This is a genomic window from Flavitalea flava (genome assembly GCF_054461575.1).
This window is the reverse complement of record NZ_JBTLQH010000015.1, coordinates 35,739-56,810: the sequence shown is the minus strand read 5'-3', so window position 1 is coordinate 56,810 and position 21,072 is coordinate 35,739. Positions and strand designations below refer to the sequence as shown.

General features: G+C 47.2%; 10 protein-coding genes. 9 read left to right on the top strand and 1 reads right to left on the bottom strand.

The window, feature by feature from the left end; all coding sequences use genetic code 11:
• Positions 1–125: 125 nt before the first annotated feature.
• The 9 genes from ACX0G9_RS15070 (at position 126) to ACX0G9_RS15030 (ending at position 18,672) form a co-directional block, all read left to right on the top strand.
• Positions 126–4,436: a two-component regulator propeller domain-containing protein gene (locus ACX0G9_RS15070; protein ID WP_459065754.1), complete on the top strand. Its 4,311-nt coding sequence runs from the start codon at positions 126–128 to the stop codon at positions 4,434–4,436.
• 146 nt (positions 4,437–4,582) lie between these two features.
• Positions 4,583–7,111 carry a hypothetical protein gene (locus ACX0G9_RS15065; RefSeq protein ID WP_459065753.1) on the top strand — a complete coding sequence of 843 codons (2,529 nt, stop codon included), beginning with the start codon at positions 4,583–4,585 and terminating at the stop codon, positions 7,109–7,111.
• An 81-nt stretch (positions 7,112–7,192) separates the two neighbouring features.
• A complete protein-coding gene (locus tag ACX0G9_RS15060) occupies positions 7,193–10,312 on the top strand; it encodes a SusC/RagA family TonB-linked outer membrane protein (protein WP_459065752.1) in 3,120 nt (1,039 codons plus the stop codon).
• 18 nt (positions 10,313–10,330) lie between these two features.
• Positions 10,331–11,881 carry a RagB/SusD family nutrient uptake outer membrane protein gene (locus ACX0G9_RS15055; RefSeq protein WP_459065751.1) on the top strand — a complete coding sequence of 517 codons (1,551 nt, stop codon included), beginning with the start codon at positions 10,331–10,333 and terminating at the stop codon, positions 11,879–11,881.
• Positions 11,882–11,938: 57 nt separating this feature from the next.
• Entirely contained in the window at positions 11,939–13,024 is a 1,086-nt protein-coding gene (locus ACX0G9_RS15050) for a LamG domain-containing protein (protein WP_459065750.1), read from the top strand.
• Positions 13,025–13,037: 13 nt separating this feature from the next.
• Entirely contained in the window at positions 13,038–14,408 is a 1,371-nt protein-coding gene (locus tag ACX0G9_RS15045; protein WP_459065749.1) for a hypothetical protein, read from the top strand.
• A 50-nt stretch (positions 14,409–14,458) separates the two neighbouring features.
• A complete protein-coding gene (locus ACX0G9_RS15040) occupies positions 14,459–15,523 on the top strand; it encodes a glycoside hydrolase family 130 protein (protein WP_459065748.1) in 1,065 nt (354 codons plus the stop codon).
• The gene (locus tag ACX0G9_RS15035; protein ID WP_459065747.1) at positions 15,513–16,838 is read left to right on the top strand and encodes an MFS transporter; all 1,326 of its coding nucleotides are present in this window, start codon (positions 15,513–15,515) and stop codon (positions 16,836–16,838) included. Before ACX0G9_RS15040 ends, ACX0G9_RS15035 begins: the two co-directional genes overlap by 11 nt.
• A gap of 88 nt (positions 16,839–16,926) precedes the next feature.
• The gene (locus ACX0G9_RS15030) at positions 16,927–18,672 is read left to right on the top strand and encodes a hypothetical protein (protein ID WP_459065746.1); all 1,746 of its coding nucleotides are present in this window, start codon (positions 16,927–16,929) and stop codon (positions 18,670–18,672) included.
• A gap of 60 nt (positions 18,673–18,732) precedes the next feature.
• Here the strand turns inward: ACX0G9_RS15030 and ACX0G9_RS15025 are convergent, their stop codons facing one another.
• Complete coding sequence (locus ACX0G9_RS15025; protein ID WP_459065745.1) at positions 18,733–21,012, bottom strand: ligand-binding sensor domain-containing protein; 2,280 nt, start codon at positions 21,010–21,012, stop codon at positions 18,733–18,735.
• Positions 21,013–21,072: the final 60 nt, after the last annotated feature.

The following is a 21,072-nucleotide window of genomic DNA, read 5'->3' as shown; positions in this document are numbered from 1 at the left end:
CTGAACAGAAGCCTGAAGGGAAAGACGCAGGAGCCTAAAATTTGCGTATCTTTCCACCTGCTGATTTTTCTGATTAACGTAGTGGTGATGAATCCGCAGGGCTTTGTAAATCAACGATAATGCCAATGAAAAGAATTATTCACTTTTCCATCGTTCTTTTTTTTTTACTGCAGGTATGCCTGACCCTCTCAGCTAAGGTAGCCGGTGACTCGCTTACTATTTCCGATCCCTTCTTTTTACAACATCTCGACAATCGAAACGGACTCTCCAACAGTTCGATCAATCACATTTTTAAAGATGCCGATAATGTACTCTGGATTGCCACCTGGGACGGATTGAATATGTATAACGGAACTTCCTTTCATGTATTTAATTACAGCAAGGAAAACGATTACAAAAGTATTGGAAGCAACGTTATTCAACATATTACAGAGGACAAAAAGGGAAATATCTGGATCAGCACGATCGAAGGAATATCCCGGTATGAAAAACGAACCGGGAAGTTCTATAATTATTTCTATAACCAATATCAAAAGAGCAGGATCAGTGAACAGGAATATGCCCTGGCTGTCGACACATCCGGAATGGTCTATTGTCTTAACCGAAAGACCGGTCTCCTTTTTTATGACGCTGGTGCTGATAGTTTCCGTAATAGTTCCCTGGTGCTGCCCGAATTTTCTGTTAATAAACTTGCCTTCGATGCAACCGGACATTTATGGCTGCTGACGGCAAATGGCGGATTATTTGGTTATGAAGGAAATGCCAATCATTTTAAGCGTTTGATACAGCTTGGAGAAAACCTGACCGGGGGCAACGGGGCCAGAGGCAAAGAAACCATTGTTAATTTTTTCCCAGTTAACAACCAGGTTTTTTTCAGTACTTCCGGCGACCGTTTGTTTCTTACTGATAATAAAACACTCCGTTATAAACAAGTCATGCAGCTACCCCGCAGTATGGGTTCCATGGTTCACTATAAGGACCATTACCTGATCGCCTGGTCTACAAAGGGGTTTGAGGCCTTCGATACTGCTTTTCAACCATCCGCTTTTTTGAAACCGGAGACCAGGCAGATGCAGGATGTAAAAATTACCTCCTGGACCACTGGCAGTGAAGAGATCTTATGGTGCGGAACGGATGGGAACGGAATGATTAAAATTTCCCCAAAGACAAAATTCTTTGGGACCGTTACTACTTCGGATAACGGAATGCCTTATAATAAATCGGTAAGGGCCTTTTGTGAAGAGAATGGAAATTTATGGATCGGAACAAAAGGGAGCGGGATAATCCGGTATACGAATTTTTGGACTTCTCCCCAGTCACCATCGTCATCGGGCAATCAGTCGGAGTTTTCAGCCCAGTCAGCCCAGTCTGTCTCTGCCGGCAAACAATTTTTTTTGTTCCCGGGTGAGTTGGATAATAATTCGGTTTACTCCTTAAAAAAAGGAAACGATAACCTGATCTATATTGGTACCGACGGGAAAGGGATTGGTGTATATGATCTGAGCCTCAAAAAATTTTATAAATGGGCAGCTATAAAAGGAACGGGGGCCTATCCTGAATTCGGATCCGTGTATGCCATTTTGCAGGACAGGGATAATTCCCTGTGGTTGGGAACAAGCGGCTATGGTCTCCTGCATCTTAAGATCAACCGTGACAAAACCGGGAGTCTTTCTCTCGGTTTTCTGGAACGGTTCACCTTTACGAACAGCGATTCCGGCCCGGCAAACGATATTATTTATGCGCTGGCAGATGGGGGCGAAACCCACCAGCAATTATGGATCGGATGCAGGTACGGAGGTCTCAGCGTGCTGGATAAAAGAACCCATAAGTTCAGGACTTTCAAGGCTTTCACTTATGAGGGCAGTCTGTCCAATAATGATGTACTGTCTATCTTTAAGGATAGCCGCAGCAGGATATGGATCGGAACGAGCTATGGCCTTAACTGGATCGAGAATGCCGATGCCGGTGCCAGAGAGCCTGTATTCCAAAAATTGACGATCTCCAACGGGTTACCCAATAACACCATTCATGCGATCGAGGAGGATGGAACCGGGCATATCTGGGTAAGCACCAACCGCGGTTTGGCGAAGGTGAATGAGTCCGATCTTAAGGTTTCCTATTATCAGCAATCGGACGGGTTACAAAGCAATGAGTTTTGTGATGGTGCCGTATGGAAGGACAGCAACGACCATTTGTTCTTTGGGGGCACCTATGGATTTAACCAATTCCTACCGCAAAACATACGGGAGACAAGCTGGCGTCCCGATCTTCTCCTTTCCGGGATCCTGATGGGAGGTAAAACAACCGCGGAAAACGGGTTTATAAAAATGGAACCCGGGATAAACAAACCGCTTGATTTTTCCATCAGCCGGAAAGATAACTTTTTTGAATTGGATACAAAGGCTATCAGTTTTTTAAATGCCGATAAATGCGAATATGCCTACTACCTGGAAGGGTATGATAAATCCTGGCATTTCTCCGGCACCAGCGGTAAGATTGCCTACAGTAATATTCCCCCCGGCCGATACTCCCTGCAAATGAAGTGGTCTGATGGGGAAGGAAGCTGGACCCCTCAGGTTCCTTTACTGGTCCTGCATGTAAAACAGTATTTCTGGCTTACGCCTTATGCATTTTTGGTATATGCTTTATTGGTGTCCCTGATCATATACCTCTTATATACCTATCGAAAGAATAAACTGGAGATCAAACATCAGTTGGCTGTCGAGCATGTATTACGAACCAAAGAGGAGGAAATGCACCAGAACCGCCTCGCCTTTTTTACAAATATCGCCCATGAGCTGCAAACCCCCTTAACCCTGATCATGGGCTCGGCGGAACGTTTTTTGGACAGGTCCAAATCTACCCAACCCGCAAAAGAAAACAGGGAAAATCCCTATTTCCTTTCCGTTATTCATCAACAGGCTTCCCGGCTTACTTATCTGGTGAGACAATTGCTGGAATTCCGGAAAGGAGAAGCCGGGTTCTCCAAAAATCAATACAGTCACCTGAACATTTCCGAATTATTGCACAATCTTACCGGCCCCTTTATTCCCTTAAGCGAGCAAAACGGGATGCGTTACGTGATACAGATCCAACCTGATCTGATCGGATGGGTCGATAAGGATAAGGTGGAAAAGATCATTTTCAACCTGCTCTCCAATGCCTTCAAACATTCCGGTAAAAATGAAGAGATCCTTTTTTCGGCCGTCGGAAATAAGGGCAGCGGGGAATTGGAGATAGAAGTCGTTAATTCCGGGTCGAGCCTCCCGGTGGAGCTTACCGATAAATTATTCGATACTTTCTATGTGGCGAGCCAATATACACCCGGTATGGAGAAATTCGGGACCGGGATCGGGCTGGCTTTTACCAAACAAATGGTAATCTTATTGAATGGAAGGATCGAAGCGCAAAGTCAGCAAGAAGAGGAACGGGTCACTTTCCGTGTCTTTTTACCCCTGCCCCCAGCCGGATTACCGGAACCGGCAGCCGAATGGGCTGCGGAAACCGGCAGTACCCCTGCTGTTGTCATCAGTGACAAACCTTCTTATTTATACCAGACCATCACGGCTTACGATCAATCCGGTCATCACCAATCCGCGACGGACAATAATAAACGGGCCATTATTGAAAATTTGCAGGAAGAGGGTAAGAAAACCATTCTGATCGTAGAGGACGAACCGGATATCCGTTATCTTCTGAAAGATATTTTGAAAGATGATTATATCTTATATGAAGCGGAGGACGGATTAAAAGCCCTGGATCTGATTGGAAAGGTCCTTCCGGATCTCGTTATCTGCGATGTCATGATGCCAAATATGAATGGGTTGGAATTATGCAATAAGATGAAAAACACCCCGGCAACCTGCCAGATCCCTTTTATCGTTTTGTCAGCCAGGGGAAGTGAAGATCACCAGATGCAGGGATATGAAGTGGGGGCGGATGCCTATATGGCAAAGCCTTTTCATACTGCTCATCTTAAATTGCGGGTCCGCAAATTGCTGGAATACCGACAAAGACTTCATGACCTGTTTAAAAGCGATAAGGCTACGGATCAATTGGGCGAATCAGGTGGAATCACCCGTGATGATAAGGAGTTCCTGACCCGGTTGGTTCAGATGATCGAAGAACACCTGGATGAGCCTGATTTTAATGCTGCATGTATTGAGAAAAATATGAATATGAGTAAAATGCAGCTATTCAGAAAGTTAAAGACGATGACGGGGATGCCACCCGGTGAATTTATTAAGCATATCCGGTTAAAACATGCCGCACATTTACTGATTACCACTCATCATACGGTATCGGAGATCTTTTTCTCGACAGGATTCAATAATCAATCTTATTTTTTCCGCGAATTTAAAAAAAGATATAATAGTGCGCCTAATGAATATAGGGAGGCGCATACTTTAACTGGCACCACCTCAACCAAGGGCTAAAGGACTTTTTAGCGGATTAAAACGGGTTTATGGCTCCAAAATCCTTTTCCGGAAGCCTGAATGCAATCATAGTACAGCAATTTGTGACTATAGTGTAGGATCTAACCTGTTATGAAAGTTAGCTTTAGGGCTCTAAATTGCTGCATATGCCCCCAGGGAAAATGAGGATGTCCGTTTTACAGGTCTGCATGGTTATTTTATTTATCCTGACCATATTTAATTATACGGTTGCCCAATCCCAGCCTTTTGTTCAATCCCCATCCTCCCGATCCGCTGCTTTAAACCTGAAAGTCTCAGGGGATGCTCAAAAAGGATTTGAGGTCGACATTTATAATGACGGGCGATTGCTGGTTACTCATTCCTCTTCTTTTACCCTGCAACTCTTCAATACGGATCTGACTACTACGGCAAACCTCACCGGTTGGAAAGGGAAGAAATGGACAGGAGACAAAAATCGTATTGTTTTAACCGGAGACAGCTATATACCCGAATTTGACGCCAATCTTTCCATTAAGGTCATTTACGAGATCGTAAATCAACATACTCTTAAGAGGACCCTTTCCCTTTTTCAGCCATCCATGCCGGATATGTATTATATCCTGAAGGAAAAAGCCAGGCCTGCGGGTAAACCCCTTAAATATGTAACCTTCGAACAGGATAGTTTTCCCGGAGGTTTGATCCATGAAATGTATCCCGCTGCGGGTTGGGTCACCCAGGACAACCAGGCCGTGGGATTTTTAACCGATGCCGGCTATAAGAATCAATATACGCGGACGACCCGTCGTCGTTTCAGCGGAAGGGGCGGCGGGTTTACCGGAATGCGGAAATTGCCCGATCCCGCTCTTTTCTCCGTAGCTTCCCCTGCAGAAAGAAAGGAAGATAATGATTATGTCCAACTGACCTATGGAGAAATGTATAACCTGGATGCAGGAACCACCATCCCCTTACAACCGCTTACACCATGGCATAAGATTGGTCAGGCAGGAATGGAAGCAATAGCTCCCTTTAAGGACCAGCATGTATATACGATCTCTTTTTTGTGTAAAGGAAACCCCTCATTGGCGCTCAAACTCTTCCGGATCAGCAAGGGCCTTAAAACTGCCGAACTGGAGAACGGATTGAAATACATCGATAATTTTCCTGTGGTGGATACCACCTGGACCCTTTTCAAAGGAAGCATCTTCGTTCCCTATATCGAACAGGATAGTGTGTCTCTGTTCATCGGTCCTTCATCATCGGGGAAATTGCCGGAAACAACTTCTGGAATTTCGCAGTCGAAAATTGCTTCACCCCAGAAGGCGCCCGATCTGCAAATCAAAGACCTGAAAATCGAAGAACATATCCCGGCATCGGAACCCTACAATTTGCTGGCCATGGGCGAATGGACCGAAAAAACGGATTTTATTTTTGTCGAACCCTGGACCGGCCATCAACAATTTATGATCTCCGCCCAATCCAGGTTGGCTGAAGCCAAAGGGTTCAAAGGATCGCAGATCGAAAAAATGTTGTACGCCAATTTTAATATGCTCACCTGGATCACGACAGTAAACGATTTTACGCCTTTTAACGTACCGAATATGAATTATGCACCCGATATGTACAACCGGGATTCCTATTTCTCTACCGTCTCTACCTATAATAAGAAATTAAACCTGGCCATATGGGACCAGTGGGGTAAAACACAAACAGCGGCCGGCGGTATCGGCACCATCATTACACCGTATATGGGATCGGTAGAGGCGAAAGATAACGAGGCAACGATAGAATGGCTGATCTGGGCTTTGTTGAACAAACGTCGTTTTGGTGTCATCCTTCCGCAGGAAAAAATAAAAAAAGCGGTAGATTATGTACTGAATAAATTCGACTCGCTGGGTGACGGGATCTGCCGGTCTCATTTTCCCATGAGCCAGATCGATATAATAGACTACGATCCGAAAACGGACCGGCTGGCCGTCAACCAGGGCATGTTGGCCATTGCCTTAAGAACGATCCGGGAATTAGGATTTCCGGTAACGGAAGCGCATATCCAAAAAGCGGAAAATGGCTATCGCGCTTTTTACGACCCCAAAAGTAAACACCTGCTTTTCGACCGGAACTTCCCGGATATTATTTCCCTGACCGATCTCGAACCTGAATTTTTTTCGCTTTGGTTATTTAAACGACCCATCCTGACGGATTCGATGGTGACCAATCAGCTGGATCATTTCCCCTTGATGAATAAAGTTGCCGGTTCGCCGCATCCCGAATATGGAACCACTGCACCGATCTGTATCCGCGTCACCAGCGATCAGCAGGGATATGCTTATTTGAGCAGGGATTATCAACCCTTCGCCAAATTCGGTGAAGAAAATTATAGCGATGGGAGCAATGATGGGTTCTATTATAACGGTGGCAGCTGGATGCGGGCGGAATACTGCGCCTATGTCACGGGGCTAAGACATGGATGGAAAAAAGCCAGGCCGCTCATGGAGAACAGGATCTGGGCGGAGATCTATCTTCATCCGGAGTGGCCGTTCAGCAAAGAGTTCATTCCTACAAAATGGACAACGACGGATAGCTGGTGGCCTTCCACAAAAGGATTATGCTGGAATGTATTTATCCTAATGGCTGATGAAGTCGCCGGTTTGCGTACACCGGATATGGACCCGGATTATCATAACAGTAAAAATAATTAAATAGAAGAACTGTAAATAGGATTGACCAATAAATGCGATTGACAAAACGACTTATTTTTTAAACATTAATAATTTGCCATTATGAAAGTAAAACTGCTGCTGCTGGCTACTCTTCTTTTTCTTGTCTCCCCCTTGTTTGCAAGGGTATACTACCTGGATAACAAAATCCCCCCTTCAGACAGGAATAATCTGCCGGACAGGGAAATCACCGGAACCATAACGAATCAAAAGGGGGAACCCTTAAGCGGGGTAACGATCACCGTAACCGGTACAAAAAAAGCCACCGTTACAAATGATCTTGGAAAATTCCGTTTGTCCATTCCGGATGGAGGTGCCGTCAATCTCGAAATTTCTTATGTCGGTTACCAGAAACAAACGATTAAAACAGGAGACCGTACCGAAATCAGTATCGTAATGAACGAACTGGCCGGAGGCCTGAACGATGTGGTGGTGATCGGTTATACCACCCAAAAAAGGAAGGATCTGATCGGAGCCTTATCCGTAGTCGATGCCAAAAATATCAATGGCATTCCGGTAGGCGGAGTGGACCAGATACTTCAGGGAAAGGCTGCGGGGGTTGTGGTTACCCAGTCAACCGGCGCTCCCGGGGACCCCATCTCCATACGGATCAGGGGGATCGGTACCACCGGAAATAATGACCCTTTATATGTGATCGACGGGGTTCCCACCAAGGATGGGATCAACCAGATCTCTCCCAATGATGTAGAAAGTTTTACCATTTTAAAAGATGCCGCTTCCGCCTCCATTTATGGATCGAGGTCTTCCAACGGGGTAGTACTCATCACGACCAAAAGAGGAAGGAACGGAGCGCCCCGGTTCGGTGTTAGTGCTTATACCGGTGTTCAAACACCCGGGCATCTGATAAAAATGGCGAATACCAAACAATATGTGACGGCTTTTAATACGGCCGCTCTTAATGATGGCAGACCGCAGATCCCGTTGGGCATGCTGGATACCCTGCCGGATGTGAACTGGCAAAAAGAGGTGTTAAAATCCGCACCTATGACCAATGCACAAATTTCCGTGAGCGGCGGAAGCCCGAATACCACCTATACTTTATCGGCGTCCTATATAACGCAGAAAGGGATGATAATGAACTCGTCCAACGACCGGGCTAATGTACATACCTCGATCATCAGCAATGTTAGCCGGTTCGTTAAACTGGGCACGAATATCAACCTGGCCTATAATAAGAGAGGGCAGGTGGGAAGTTCGGGAGATGGGTATGGGGCAGGAAATCCGGGAGCCAGCATTATGCGGTATGCCTTATTCAGGACCCCTGCAACCCCGGTAAAAGATAAGAACGGGAATTATGTCGATCTGCCTAATCCTCCCTCTTTCTTCGGTGATGGTTACAACCCGGTAGGATTGGCCGCCAATACACATACCACTTATACGAATTACTCCATATTGGGGGATATTTACCTGGAAGTTACCCCGGTAAAACACCTGACCCTTAAATCCGATCTGGGAACCAATACCATTTTTACGGACTACAAACAATTCAACCCAACCTGGGGAACCCGCGCCATCAATGCTACCGGTTCGCTTGGGCAATCGAATGCCAATAATTTCAATTATAACTGGACCAATACGGCAACGTATAACTGGGAACTGGGCAAACATGCCGTGAATCTTTTAGGCGGTACGGAATTGATCTATAATGATCTCAAGGCCTTCTCCGGCTCGCAGCAGAATTATCCTAACCAGACTCCCAATTTTCAATACCTCGATAACGGGATCGGTACCTCTTTGGCGCCTTATGGATATGTAGGAGGTAATGAAACAAGTTCGGCCTTATTTTCGCTCTTCGGCAAGATCGGGTATCAATATGACGACAAATATCTGGCTTCCATTAGTATGCGCAGAGATGGCTCTTCCAGGCTCCAGGCTGATAACCGCTACGGGAATTTTGTATCCGGGGCCCTGGGCTGGAGGATCGATAAAGAAGCCTTTATGCAGGATTTCAGGGATGTTTCCCTGTTGAAACTCAGAGGGAGTATTGGACAGTTAGGCAACCAGGAAATATCGAATTACGGATATGTAACTACGGTAGGTCCGACCGGCAGTTATTCATTCGGTGGGGTCCTTGCCCCCGGAAGCACGATCGTGTCCAAAGGAAATCCCTTTATCCGTTGGGAAACCAGTACCCAGCAAGACCTTGGCCTGGATATGGGATTTTTTAAAAACGCACTGACGGTTACCGTGGATTATTACCATAAGACCACAGATGGAATGTTGCTGAATATACCTGCTCCCAGCAGTGGAGGCAGCGCCTCGAGCCCAACCGAAAATGCGGGTAAGGTAGTGAACAGCGGTTTCGAATTTGAAGCACGTTACCGGAAAAATATCGATAAAGACTGGAGTTTTGAAATAAGCGGTAACCTCGCCACGGTCAAAAACAAGATCATCTCCCTTGGCGGAGGAAAACCCATTCCCGGAGGCCGGATCGATGACAATATTTATGCTACCCTTGCCACAGAAGGACAGCCTATCGGCGAATTTTTTATGCTGCAGCAGGATGGTATCTTTCAAAATGCCAACCAGGTTTTCACCCACGCTTATCAAGGACCCGGAGTACAGGCAGGAGACGTGAAATACAAGGATCAGAATCACGATGGCGTGATCGATCAGAATGACCGTGTTTTTGTGGGAAGCCCTATTCCAAAATTCACGTATGGATTTACAGGAAACCTGACCTATAAAAATGTGGATCTGAGTCTGTTCTTCCAGGGTGTCCAGGGCAATAAGATCTATAACCAGATCAATACGGATATCGAAGGTTTTTACCGGTCCTTCAATATCACCGAAAGGATCGCCACCCAGAGCTGGCATGGTGAAGGAACCGGCAATGTTTTTCCGCGTTTGTCCTGGTCTTCGGCGCAGAATAACAAACAACCATCCACCCGATTCCTGGAAGATGGGTCCTATTTACGGTTAAAGAATCTGCAGATCGGATATACCGTAGGCGGAGGGGTTTTGTCGCATTTGAAAATGTCATCCGCCCGTTTCTTTATCAGCGTACAGAACGTATTTACCGTAACCAAATATACCGGGCTCGATCCTGAAATGGGGGTGAGCGCCAATTCGACCGGAGATGGTGTAAGAGCCGTAGGGATCGATTGGGGAACCTATCCTTCCTCCAGGACAATGACGATTGGAGCTAATTTAAATTTTTAATCTTTAATACATCACTTTATGCAATCAAAGATTAATGCATTCTATAAAAAGACCAATATGAATACCTATAAACAAATTGCCCTGGCCTTGCTTTCGGTTGCTGCCCTTGCGGGAACCGGATGTAAAAAACAACTGGACCAGCCTTTACGCGGTTATTATACTACGGATAATTTCTTTACCACCGATGCCAATGCACAATTTGCGGTGAATGCGGCTTATTCTCCGCTCATGTTCAGTTCCGGGACCGATAACCCGTTATGGGTAATGGGAGATGTAGCCTCCGACGATGCGATCAAAGGGGGAAATGATGGTGACCAGGCAGATTTCCAGTCGATCAACCAATTTAATATCCTGCCAACCAACTCCGCTGTCGAAGCGATCTGGCAACGGTATTACGACGGTGTGTTTAAATCCAACGTGGTCCTGGACGGGCTGACGAATAATACCGTCGTTTCGGATGCCGTTAAACGCTCCTCCATCGCCCAGGCCAAATTCCTGCGGGCCTATTATTATTTTATCCTTGCCACTACCTACGGAAATATTCCGCTTCGTCTGAAGGTGGAAACTCCTGACGAATTGCAAAAACCTGCTATCGCCCAGGATTCTATTTATCTTCAAATTGAAAAAGATGCCGCCGAAGCTCTTGCCGACCTGCCGGCTCCCTCTTCTTCCGTACCCTTGGGAATGGTGACAAAAGGATCGGCCTATGCCTTGCTGGCCAAGGTTTATTTATTCCATGCGAATCTGGCCAATCATTATCAGTTGTCCGCGCAAGCCGCGCAGAATGTGGAGAGTCTTGGATATTATAAACTGACCAATTTATACACGGACAATTTTAATGCCGATACTAAATTGAATACCGAGGCGATCTTTACCGTGAATCATTTGTCCGGCGGTCAGCAGAATGACCTGAATACCTTCTTTACTCCGCGTGACCGGGGGGGATGGGGATTTTTCTATCCTACCCAGGGCCTGGTGGATAATTTTGAAAAGGCGCCAACCGGTGAAGTCGATCCGAGACTGGACTATACCGTCGGAAGGGCAGGGGTGCCCTATTATGACCTGGGATGGGATCCAAGCTGGACGACCACCGGGTATCTCTGTAAAAAATGGATCCAGCCTTTGTCCGTCATTCCACAGAATAACCGGGGGCAGGGAAACCTGAATTATGAAGTTATCCGTTTGTCGGAATTGCTGCTGATCGAGGCCGAAGCGCTGAACGAGAACGGACAGAGCGGCGATGCCCTTATCCCGTTGAATAAGGTCCGCAAAAGAGCACGCGAATCTTATAAATATGATGCGTCCCTGACAGGATCCGGCAGCGTTCCTGCAGGTTTGTTGCCTGATATTGCCACTACGGACCAGGGACAGCTACGCGATGTGATCCGCAACGAACGGAGGAATGAACTCGCTCTCGAGTTCCACCGGTTCTACGATATCATCCGTTATGGACAGACCTATGCCAATACGGTGTTGAAAGCGGTTTCGCCGAACTTTGATTATTCCCGCAACAAATGGTTCCCTATCCCTCAATCCGAAAGGGACACGAACAAAAAACTGGGTCTTTAACAGGGTCTTTAATTTAAAAGCAACCCATTATTTGAGTAACCGATAAATTTTTAATTCATGCGTACGTATAATAAACATATTTTCCTTTACCTGCTGGCAGCCTGCCTGGTAACAGGATCTATTGTCTCCTGTAAGAAGAATGACAACCCCGCACCGAATTACAATGCGGACAAAACAAGGCTGAAAGCCGTTATCGATTCTTTAACCACGGTGTATACCAATTCCATCGAAGGGAACAAACCCGGTCAATATGTCCCGGGGGCCAGGACATTCCTGGACAGCGTGATCAACCTGGCTGCCCAGGTGAATACGGGAACTACGTTTACCCAGGAACAGGTTAATAATGCAGTTAGCAATCTGTTGCGGGCAGGAGGTAGTTTCAGTTCCCTGCAATTGCAGGATGTCTCACCGGAAAATTTAATGGGGTATTGGAAATGCAATGGTAATCCGAATGATTCCTCCGGCAACCAAAACGACGGCATGTATAAAACAAACTGGATGGGTTCCGATGCCACGCATGCCGTGGATGGAGCGACCCTGCCTCAGTTGGTGAACGATCGTTTCGGAAGACCAAATTCAGCCTTTTATTTTGCCAATGGTGCAACCATCGAAGTCCCATATAAAATAAATTTGAATCCCAAGAGCATGACGATCAGTCTCTGGCTGAAGACCGATGTACCCAGTACAGGCGGCGATTATATGTTTGCCCTCAACAGGTGGTGGGGATACAAACTGAATCTTCAGGGAAGCAATTTCCTTTATTTCACCGTTTACAAAGGAAACAGTAATTGGGCGCTTGACGATGACGGTGGCTCGCTCAGCACCGTTCCGCTCAGTACCTGGGTTCATGCCGCCGTGACTTTCGACAATGCGAACAGCATGGCCAAGTTCTATCTGAACGGTCTCCTGGTGCGGACCTGGCTGAACAAGACCGGCCCTCCGGCATCTGTCGATCCGTCCTATAACATTACGATCGGGAACGAATTGCCTAAGTCGAAATATAATCTGAATGATTCCAATCATCCCGATTATTTCTGGGGTCCGGATGGTTTTACCGGTTCGCTGGACGATATCCGTTTTTATAATGTTGCGTTATCGGATAAGGAAGTACTGTCTATTTACACCATAGAAAAGACCCTGTAACTTTTATCGTCGTATGCCAAAGAATAATTATTCAGGGAACTGTTCCAAACTATGGAACAGTTCCTTCCCGGTCTTGTGTTTGTTCCTTTTCATGATCTGCTCCTGCAGTAGTTCCTGCAGTAAAACAAAAGATAGTACTACTGCGCCTCCGGTTGTACCTCCGGTGATCAACCCCGTAAGGGGCACCTTGACCCTGGTGAACGAAGCTCATTTGGAGCACCTTACCGTACCTGTTATCTTCCCAAACGGGAATACGGCTTCGGGTATTTATATCTATGCCAATGCGCCATCCTACCTCCTTGCCGATGCGGCCGGGGAGGGTTTTACCTGTATTGACGATGTCGCCCGTGCTGCCCTGTTCTATCTGAGGAAACCCGGTTTTGCCACGGATACGGCTGTTCAGTCGAGGGCATATAACCTGATCCGTTTCGTCGTCAATATGCAATCGCCCAACGGGTATTTTTATAATTTTTTCCAGACAGGAAACACCATCAATACCACCGGAAGTACCAGTGTCAATTTGCCCAAATGGTGGTCCTGGCGGGCTTTGCAGGCACTTACGGAAGCCGGACCGCTCATACGGCCCAAAAATGCAATCCTGGCAGCTCAGATGGACGAGGCGATCGGGAAACTGATCGGCCGTATTCAGACCGACCTGGTCAATTTACCACAAACGACGGTAATGCAGAACGGGATAATCGTTCCGCAATGGCTTCCTGAAGGAGCGGATGCCGGCGCTACGTTGTTGCTGGGCCTGATTCCTTATGCACAGACCAGCGGGGATGCCCTTATAAAACAATACATCAAAAAACTTGCGGATGGGATCGTCCTTTCGCAGCAGGGAGATGCAGGCCATTTCCCCTATAGTTGTTTTCTTAGTTCCGGGACACTCTGGCATGCCTATGGAAGCGATCAGGCACATGCTCTTTTCCTGGTGAGTAAATTTCTGAATGATACATCCTATTCCAACCGGGCGCTGGCGGAAGTGGATCATTTTTATCCCTGGCTGCTGCAGAACGGATTCAAATATTCCTTTGAAATTGAGAATTCCAATGGATCCATTTCTGCGCAGAATATTCAAAATTATGAACAGATCGCCTATGGGGTAAGACCCTTCGTTTCTGCCGCAGTCGATGCTCTTGCCCTGACAAAGGATCTTAAGTATGCCGATCTCGCCGGTCAGCTCAGCGCGTGGTTCTTTCATAAGAACCCGGCACAGACCGTCATGTATGATTCCACTACAGGCCGTTGTTTCGATGCAATCAGTGCCGGAAATTTGGTCAACCGCAATGCTGGAGCCGAATCCTGTGTCGAAGCCTTGTTGACGATGCAGCTCGTGGAAGCCAATCCGGCGGTAAGGACAGCCTTGAATAAGTATAAATAAAAGTAATGATAAGTAACAGTATGCCTTATTGTATTTAATAAAATAACCGAATGACAGACATAGCCAAACGTTTTCCCGAAAATCCACTATTGTCTCCCGGCGATTTGAAAGCCAGCAGTGACGGTCTTCATATTGCCTGTCTGCTGAACCCGGGGGTTTTCCGGTTTGAGAATAAAACCTGGCTGATCGTGCGGGTGGCCGAAAGACCCCTTCAAAAAGACGGTTTTATATCTTTCCCGATCCTGACACCCAGGCATATTCAGATCATGGAGATTGCAAAAGACGATCCTGCGCTTGACGCTACCGATGCCAGGGTCATCAACTATAAAGGATCGGATTACCTGACGACCCTGTCGCACCTGCGTTTGCTCTGCAGTGATGATCAGGTTCATTTTTATGAGCCGGAAGGTTATCCTGCCCTGTACGGAGAAGGCATTCTTCAATCCTTCGGCGTGGAGGACTGCCGGGTCACTTTTTTGGAGGGGAAGTATTTCCTGACCTTTACGGCCGTATCCGATAAGGGAGTTGGCGTAGGTCTGCGGACAACTGCGAACTGGAAACAATTTGAGTCTCAGGGAATGATACTGCCTCCGCATAATAAAGACTGTGCCATTTTCGAAGATAGGATCGGCGGTCTGTATTATGCGTTACATCGTCCAAGCAGCGTTGATATAGGGGGCAATTATATATGGCTTGCCCAGTCACCGGACGGTATCCATTGGGGTAATCATAAATGCATCGTCAGGACCCGGGAATGTCGCTGGGACAGCGCACGGGTGGGGGCCGGGGCTGCACCGATCCGCACAGAAAAAGGCTGGCTGGAGATCTATCACGGCGCCAACGCCGAACACCAGTATTGTTTGGGCGCCTTCCTGCTTGACCTGGATGATCCTTCCCTTGTTATAGCCCGCACGGAAGAACCCATTATGATCCCTTCTGCTCCCTATGAATTGAGCGGATTTTTCGGGAATGTGGTTTTTACCAACGGTCATGTCGTCGGCCCGGATGGAGACACCCTCACCGTTTATTATGGGGCTTCCGACGAATTTGTCTGCGGGGCCCATTTTTCGATCAAAGAGATTTGTTCATACTTAAAACCTGGTCATGCTCAATAATCTGAAAAAGGAAGTAGATCATTTTAAAAGCCAGCCCCACAATTTTCGTATCCTTATTTTGACCAACCTGGTGTATGCGCTGGTATTACCTGTTATCGATATTTTCGTAGCGGCTTATGTCATGCGAAGCTCCAACGATCCGAATAAGGTCGTTATCTATCAATTGACGATCTATACGGGAATTCCCCTGACTTTTCTCTTAAACGGTTTTTTATTAAAACGGTTTAATATCCGAAAACTATATTCTGCAGGGATGATGCTCAGCGGAGTGTCGATGATGATCATGATGAATCTGAAATCCCTTGACCTCACCGGAATCGGGATAGCAGGGATCACTATGGGCATGTCCTTCGGTTTTTACTGGGCAAACCGCGACTATCTGGCGCTGGCGATCACCAATGACGGGAACCGTAATTATTATTACGGGCTGGAAACTTTTTTCTACACTATCATTGCTGTGGTGGTGCCGGTAGCTATCGGCTGGTTCCTCGAAACAGGCGGCGGAGGAGGTGGTGGAGACAGCCAGGTGCATGGAGCTTACCTGATGATCACCGGGGCGGTCTTTATTATAACGATCCTGGCTTCGGTAGTTTGTTTCAGAGGGACATTTAAAAACCCGGAACAAAAGAAATTCATTTTTTTTAAGTTTCACCCCTTATGGTATAAACTGCTTTTTCTTGCTTTGTTAAAAGGGTTGGCCCAGGGATTTCTGGTAACTGCCCCCGCTATGCTTATTATGTTATTGTTAGGTAAAGAAGGCGCTTTAGGTACGGCGCAATCCATCGGCGCTATTATAGCGGCTATCCTGATGTATATAATCGGCCGGGTTTCCAAACCAGGACACCGCATAAAGATCTTTGCCGCAGGTCTTATCCTGTTTGCCCTGGCAGCCATTGCCAACGGGATCCTTTTTAACCAGACAGGCGTCATCCTGTTCATGCTTTTTCTGCTGATTGCCAAACCCCTGATGGATCTTGCTTATTTCCCCATCCAGTTCCAGGTGATCGATATCGTTTCGAAAATTGAGAACAGGGGTGAGTTCGCCTATATTCTGAACCACGAGGCGGGATTATATGTTGGACGGTTCCTGGGCGCCGGCACTTTCCTCGTACTGGCCTATACGATCTCTACGGAGATCGCCCTGCGGTATGCGATCATTATTATTGCCGTTTTCCAGTTGAGTTCTATATTCGTTGCGGGTAAGATCATCCGCCAGGGAAAAACGCTTACCGGTGAACAAGGTGATACCGCCGGTTCAGCAGGGGTTTCTGAATTAAAAGTGGAGCATGAGGTTGTACTTCGGGGGGAGATTTGATTATTTGAAACGATTGTTGGCTTGGCGTATCCTGTGTAGAAGAAGGCATAAGTTAAAATTGCAAGTGAATAACATAAATATTTTCCAGATGAAGCGAATGTTGATTGGTTCTTATGGTTGTCTGTTGTTCTCATTTTTATCCGTAATTGTGACCCTACCCGTTAGGGCTCAGGTCCGGCAGCAGGATCTGCCCCGGGTGGATCAGATGTCTGATTTACCAAGGCCTTTACAAATTATCGATTACCGGAAACTAGCCCTTCGTTTTGACAGCACTGTATATGACTTTAAGGCAAAAGGAAAATTCTGGCCCCTTATCTGGATGGACAGCAGCAACAGGAATTTTCCACAGCCGGTTGCCGGGATCTATACGGCCATCGGCGATACGCGGCAGGGACCGGCAAATAATAAAGGCATTTTTCATGAAGCCCTGGCATCGATGGGCGCCGTTTTGGGAGCGACCCTGGTGGGTATCGATAAAAGCAATCAAAAGGGACTGAATTATGTGGGGATGCTGAAGAATTATTTTAATAAGGAAACCGGTTGGGATATCATGATGAATAATACCTGCCCGGAGGTAGCCCTGCTTGGAGGAGGTTATGGCCGTGACTGGTGGTATGATGTTTATCCCAATGTGCTGTTCTATGCCATTTGTGATTTATATCCTGATCAACCGGGTTTTACGGAGATCGCCAGGAGCATCGCCGATAAATTTTACCAGGCCGATTCCGTCCTGAACGGAAATTATGATTATTCCTATTTCGATTACGGCAAAATGAAACCCATGAAAACGGCTATCTGTGCACAGCCCGACGCTGCTGCCGGGCATGCATGGGTGCTGTACTGCGCCTATAAAAAGTTCGGGGATCCCCGTTATTTAAAAGGGGCCCTCAGTGCACTGACTGCTCTGGAAGCACAGAAAACAAATCCTACTTATGAAGTGCTGATGCCCTTTGGCGCCTATTTGGCGGCACGGATCAACGCCGAGCAGGGGATGAATTTTGACGTTCGGAAGATGCTGGGTTTTTCTTTCGACGGAACGCCTGTTTGCCGGGAAGGATGGGGTGTATTGGTTGGTAACTGGAATGGATTTGACATTTCCGGTATTGTCGGGAGTACCGTCGATCATGGAGGATACGGATTTTTAATGAACACCTATGATGCAGCCCTGCCGCTGATCCCACTGGTCCGTTATGATCCTTCCTTTGCGAATGCTATCGGGAAATGGATGCTCCACGCTGCCAATGCAGCCCGTTTGTTTTATCCTCAGTATATGCCGGCAGATCACCAGACCATACCTCAGCTTGCCTCCGTTACCAAAGGAGTGATCGGGTATGAAGGGATGATCCGCCGTTCTTCTTACCCGCCATACGAACATTTGAACGGGCCTGTTGCACAGGGGGATGGTCCGCTTTGGGTACCAGCACCGGGCAAAAATCCGGAGGAATCCCAATTCAGTGTGTATGGAAGCGCACACGCTGGAATTTTCGGACGTATCATCCGTCCAACGGCAATAACCGGGATCCTGCAACTGGACCTGCTGGCTACTGATTTTTATCATGATAAGGCCTTTCCTACTTATCTGTACTATAATCCCTATGGAGAAACGAAAACGATCTCTTTCCAGCCTGAGAAAGGCGGGACTTTCGATCTGTACAATACGGTAACCGGTACTTTTCTTGCCAGGAAAGTAGGCGCTAAGGCTAATCTTAAATTAGCTCCTTACCAGGAGGCCGTAATCGTATGTGTTCCTTCTGCAGGGAAACAGACCTATGAAGGCAATAAGCTGCTCGTTAACGGAATTGTTATAGATTTTAAGAGAATTCGAAAAGAATAAAATGGGAGAGAAATAAAATGGAGTTAATAAAAAATGGCCCGGCGGAAGCCGGGCCATTTTTTATTTGATCATATTCAGATATCTGCCCATCCAGTAGGGAAGGAGCCAGAAGACCGGGTCCTTTTCCATATCCGGTCCCCCATCGATGGCTTCCCACGGGTTCCGGTCCCAGCGGACAACCGCGCGGATACTGGCCGGAGGCAATTCGCTGACCTGCCTGCCGTCCAAAACCGGTGCGTGGACTATTCTGACATCTTCGCGGTTGGTATGGTCTACTATCCAGCAGACCAGGTCCAATGGCGTATCCCGCAGAAATTCCACGGATGCGGGAAGTTCTTCTTTTTGATGGGTAGCATAGGAATACAGGAAATTGACCAGTGGATTTTTATCACCTCTCCGCCGGGCCATCCAGATTCCCGATTGCTCCATATAAAAAGCAAGGAGTTGGGGATCCTTTTCGCAGGTAAGGAATATGGGGAACAGATAGGCCTGCATGATCATATCGTAATATATATACCAGGCTGGATTTTGTTGAGTGACCTTTGCCATATTCTCCAGGTAATGTTCCTGGTTGATCAGTTTCAGATAATTTTCCTGGTACTTCTTATTGCCGGTCATATAGAAGGCCAGTTTCAGAAAGGCAAGAATTTCCATCGAATTGCCATAGCGGTCCGGGGCCCATTCCGGGTCACGGTTCAGGGAATTGGGGGACCAAACCGACCAGCGGGTATGCGTACCGTCGATGTCCATCATGGCAAAATTGTTGGCAATAACATGATCCAATAAAAGGGACACGTGTTCCCGCACGACCTTTTTCTCTTCTTCGTCCGCTGCCAGCTGATAATAATAAAAATAGCCCAGCATATGACCGCACCATTCATCACTGCTGGCATCACCCTTCCATAGCCATTGTCCGTCCTGGGATTTTCGCCACCGTACTTCCACCGGTTTGAAACGGGGTTCTTTTACCAGTTCATCTGCCTTTTCTTTTTCGGTGTAGGTACGGTTGCCGTCATGGACTTTATTCTCCCAAGCAAGGGGTACGATGGAGCGGGCAAAATAACCATCTCCGTTAGTTACTTCCTGCAGCATTTTTAGAAAGTGAAACCCTTTTTTTGCTTTTTCGCGTGCATCGGCAGATTTGGTCACCGCATACCGGAAACTTTCCATCGCCAGGTAATTACCTCCGAATTCTCCATCGTTATCGTCATCCTCTGCCTCCCAGGTACTGGTATCGCCGGGATTGGGCAAACGGCAGGCTCCGGCGCTCCAGGGTTTGCGTATATGTCTTTTCATCAGCACATCATAGAAGTATTCCTGTTTGGCATCCAGGGTCATTTTTCTTTTTTTGATGGCGCTCACACCTTTGGCTGTAGCTATCCAGGCATTACCTTCCCCATCAAAGGTGATCGCGTTGACATGATCGTCCAGCAGCCAGCGGCGACTGAAACGGAGTGAATGAGAACCATTCCGGAGATACCGGACTACGCCCACTTCGGTTCCGATCCACATGGTCCCGTCCGTAGCCTGCTCCACGCTGGTGACATGGATGGATGGACAACCTTCCTGCGGACGGATCACTCTTACCTTCAGGTTATCCTTTAAGATGGTAACACCACCTAATCCTCCCGCCCAAATCTTTCCGTCATTATCAAGGGCCACCCCCTTTATATATGCGCTTAATAAAACATCGGTTTTCTGAAAGTATTCCGTCCCTTTCGCCGTACAATGATATAAGCCGACATCGGAAGCTACCCAGATGCCTCCCTTGCCATCCGTAATGACTTTACGGACCGAACGGGCAATGGGATAGTCTTTTTTCACGAACGCACCACCGGTATATAGCCATATACCATCCGGACCGACGGCATAAACGCCTTCTTTTGCCGCGCAAAGGGTGGATATCGGCCCTGAAGTTCCGGGAATAGCTTTTAGCTGCCCGTTCTTCCAGGTATAGACGCCATTCCATACCCCCATCCAAACTACATCTTCTCCGTCCGCCGCTACGGCAAAGGCCGGCCCTTTTTCCGCTTCGGGAAAAAAACTGGTCCACTCCGCCTGACCGTTCTTTTTCATATAGATACCTGCGGCCGTAGCCACCCATACATTCGACGACTTGTCTACCGCAATACTTCTCGCCTCGTTCTCTTCGGGGCTTTTGCCAACCGGGTATGCTTCGTGATATTCCTGCCAGAAGGGTTCATCGTTGACCTGGGTAATATTGCTGCCCCGGGCCATTGCGCCTGCCTGGAGACTATTGTCAATCTTCCCCGGGAGGGTCTGGGCGACGCCAGCCCGCAGCAGGAGGGAAAAGAAAATAAAAAAAACCGGATACTTCATAATCGAATATTTCAAGAGTGGATACTTCATAATTGTGGATACTTCATAATGGGAGAGCTT

Coding starts and splice junctions, on each gene's coding strand:
- ACX0G9_RS15070 (WP_459065754.1), top strand. CDS start 126: ATGAAAAGAATTATTCACTTTTCCATCGTTCTTTTTTTTTTACTGCAG.
- ACX0G9_RS15025 (WP_459065745.1), bottom strand. CDS start 21,012: ATGAAGTATCCGGTTTTTTTTATTTTCTTTTCCCTCCTGCTGCGGGCT.
- ACX0G9_RS15045 (WP_459065749.1), top strand. CDS start 13,038: ATGCCAAAGAATAATTATTCAGGGAACTGTTCCAAACTATGGAACAGT.
- ACX0G9_RS15030 (WP_459065746.1), top strand. CDS start 16,927: ATGAAGCGAATGTTGATTGGTTCTTATGGTTGTCTGTTGTTCTCATTT.
- ACX0G9_RS15035 (WP_459065747.1), top strand. CDS start 15,513: ATGCTCAATAATCTGAAAAAGGAAGTAGATCATTTTAAAAGCCAGCCC.
- ACX0G9_RS15040 (WP_459065748.1), top strand. CDS start 14,459: ATGACAGACATAGCCAAACGTTTTCCCGAAAATCCACTATTGTCTCCC.
- ACX0G9_RS15050 (WP_459065750.1), top strand. CDS start 11,939: ATGCGTACGTATAATAAACATATTTTCCTTTACCTGCTGGCAGCCTGC.
- ACX0G9_RS15065 (WP_459065753.1), top strand. CDS start 4,583: ATGCCCCCAGGGAAAATGAGGATGTCCGTTTTACAGGTCTGCATGGTT.
- ACX0G9_RS15055 (WP_459065751.1), top strand. CDS start 10,331: ATGCAATCAAAGATTAATGCATTCTATAAAAAGACCAATATGAATACC.
- ACX0G9_RS15060 (WP_459065752.1), top strand. CDS start 7,193: ATGAAAGTAAAACTGCTGCTGCTGGCTACTCTTCTTTTTCTTGTCTCC.